General features: G+C 60.5%; 3 protein-coding genes. All 3 read left to right on the top strand.

Annotated elements, in window-relative coordinates:
- Positions 1-90 precede the first annotated feature (90 nt).
- The 3 genes from tnpA to tnpC all read left to right on the top strand — a co-directional run bounded on the left by tnpA (position 91) and on the right by tnpC (position 2,602).
- Complete coding sequence (gene tnpA / locus FHW16_RS28685) at positions 91-537, top strand: IS66-like element accessory protein TnpA (protein ID WP_057469022.1); 447 nt, start codon at positions 91-93, stop codon at positions 535-537.
- The gene (tnpB, locus tag FHW16_RS28680; RefSeq protein WP_047637286.1) at positions 534-887 is read left to right on the top strand and encodes an IS66 family insertion sequence element accessory protein TnpB; all 354 of its coding nucleotides are present in this window, start codon (positions 534-536) and stop codon (positions 885-887) included. The genes tnpA and tnpB overlap by 4 nt, the downstream gene beginning before the upstream one ends.
- 62 nt (positions 888-949) lie before the next feature.
- The gene (gene tnpC, locus FHW16_RS28675) at positions 950-2,602 is read left to right on the top strand and encodes an IS66 family transposase (protein WP_057469023.1); all 1,653 of its coding nucleotides are present in this window, start codon (positions 950-952) and stop codon (positions 2,600-2,602) included.
- Positions 2,603-2,683 lie beyond the last annotated feature (81 nt).

Raw genomic sequence — 2,683 nt, 5'->3', positions numbered from 1 at the left:
CGTAAGCGCCGTCTCCGCCCCATTGGATTGGCTATATTTTGAGGCTTGCTGCGTGTGCGAGAAGGTTTCCAGGACTAACTGGAGATTTGCATGGCAGAAGATGGATTTGTGGGTCGCTACGAAGTTGTCGAGCCGCGCCGGGGAAATCGGCGTTGGCCGGATGACGTTAAGGCTCGGATTGTAGCGGAAAGCTTTCAGCCCGGTGTTCGTGTTGTTGATGTTGCGCGTCGTCATGACGTTATAGCAAACCAACTTTCCAGTTGGCGGCGACAAGCACGAGATGGGGTTTTGGCCCTGCCTTTTGAGGCTATGCCGGGCCCTTCGGAGAACGTGGATGCCGAGCCTGCATTTGTGCCTTTGGCGATCACAGCGGAGCCGAGCGAGGCTGTGGGTGTTTTAGCGCCGCCGAAACTGCCGGAGGCGGTTTCAGCGGTCTTGACGCTGGAGATCGGCCCGGACGTTGTGATGCGGGTTCCCGGTGACGTGCCGGTTGAACGTGTGGCGGCTCTGGTGCGAGCGATGCGAGGGACGGCATGATCGTCGCTGGCCAACGACTGCCGATCCTGATCGCGACGCGGCCGGTGGACTTCCGCTGCGGGCATCAGGCGCTGGCTTTGATGGTTCAAACCGAATTGAAGCTTGATCCGCATTCCGGGGTGACGGTGATCTTCCGGTCGAAGCGCGGGGATCGTCTGAAGATCCTGGTGTGGGATGGCACAGGAATGGTGCTAACTTACAAAATTCTTGAACATGGAAGCTTTGCCTGGCCCAAGGTGCAGGATGGGACGATGCGTCTTTCCAGGGGTCAATACGAGGCTTTGTTCGAGGGTCTTGACTGGCGGCGGGTCATGGCGCAACGGGTGATTGCGCCATCGGCGGCAGGGTGAATATCCGGCCGTCTTTGCATTGTTTTATTTGGCTTTTTCGTGCTGCCTTGCTATAAGGGCGCATGTCATCGCCCCTTGATCTCAGCCTGTTTCCGGACCTTCCGCCAGAGGTTGTCAAAGCCTTTGCGGCGATGCAGTTCGAGCTGTCGGTCGAGCGTGCTGCACGTCAGCATGAGCAGGCTGTGGTGGCCGAAAAGGACGCGTTCATCTCCGAGTTGAAGGAACTGATCGAGAAGCTTGAGGGGCAGGTTCACGACTATCGGCGCACGAAGTTCGGGCCGAAATCGGAAAAGCTAGATCCGGCGCAGATGGAACTGGCGCTGGAAGACCTTGAAACGGCGATCGCCGAAACACAGGCGCGGATCGCCGCCGTCGAGAAAAAGATCGAAGCCAGCACATCCGATCCGGAAAAGGCCGCTCCTCGCAAGGAGCGGAAGGCTCGTGCACTGCCCGAACACCTGCCGCGGGTCGAGCGCGTGATCGAGCCCGAGAGCATCGCTTGTCCCTGCGGTTGCGGCAACATGGTCCGGATCGGCGAGGACCGGACGGAACGGCTCGACCGGGTCCCGGCGCGCTACGAGGTGATCGTCACGATCCGCCCGAAATACGCATGTCCCAAGGGTCGAACGGGCGTCGTCCAGGCCAGAGCGCCGGCGCATCTCCTGGAAGGAAGCTGGCCGACCGAAGCCCTACTGGCGGAGATTGCCGTCTCCAAGCATTCCGAACATATGCCGCTCAACCGGCAGGCCGAGGTCATGGCGCGACACGGCGTGCCGATCGACCGCACGGTGCTGGCCGATTGGATGGGGCGCACGGGCAGCGAAATCGCACCGGTGGTCGACCACATGGCCAAACGGCTGCTGTGGGAAAGCACGCGGCTCTATGTCGACGAGACAACAGCTCCGGTTCTTGATCCGGGGCGAGGTAAGACGAAGACCGGTTATCTCTGGGCCGTGTTGCGTGACGACCGCGGCTGGAATGGCTCCGCGCCGCCGGGCGTGGTGTTCCATTACCGGCCCGGGCGTAAAGGCGAATATGCCGCTGAAATCCTCGACGGGTTCAACGGGACAATCCAGGTGGATGCCTACGGTGGCTATTCGCACCTCGCCACGTCGGACCGGATGGGTGGCGTTCCCTTGAAGCTGGCTTTCTGTTGGGCACATGGGCGCAGAAAGCTGATCAAGGCCACGCCAAAGAGCGGATCACCCATCGTCGACGAGGCGCTCATTCGCATCGCCGCGCTATACAAGATCGAAGACAGTATCCGAGGCTCAGACCCCGGACATCGCCGGGCCGTTCGACAGGACCTGTCCCTCCCGCTGGTGGACGAGTTCTTCACCTGGCTCGCGGCTCAGGCTGTGCGTGTCTCACGCAAATCCGATCTCGGCATTGCCCTGGCGTATATGCTGAAACGACAGGATGGCTTTCGGCTGTTCCTTGATGACGGCTGCGTCGATATCGATTCCAACCTGGTGGAAAACGCCATCCGTCGCCCGGCCATGAACCGCCGCAACGCGCTCTTTGCGGGCCATGATGAAGGGGGGCGGAACTGGGCCCGGTTTGCCAGCCTGATCGGCACTTGTAAAATGAATGGCGTTGAGCCCTACGCCTATCTGTGCGACCTCTTCACCCGCCTCGCAAACGGCCACCTCGCCAAAGACATCGATGCCCTGATGCCATGGGCCTATGCCGCGCGCATCAGAGCCTCACAATGAGCTCGTCAGATACTCTTCGGTGAGCTCATTTGACGGCCCGTAGATCAACCGAAAAATCTATGGGGCGTGGACGTCGCATAC

The sequence above is a fragment of the Phyllobacterium myrsinacearum genome (assembly GCF_014138285.1).
Classification (GTDB): Bacteria; Pseudomonadota; Alphaproteobacteria; order Rhizobiales; family Rhizobiaceae; genus Phyllobacterium; species Phyllobacterium myrsinacearum_A.
The sequence above is the reverse complement of the archived record's forward strand: the minus strand, read 5'-3'. Positions and strand labels throughout refer to the sequence as shown.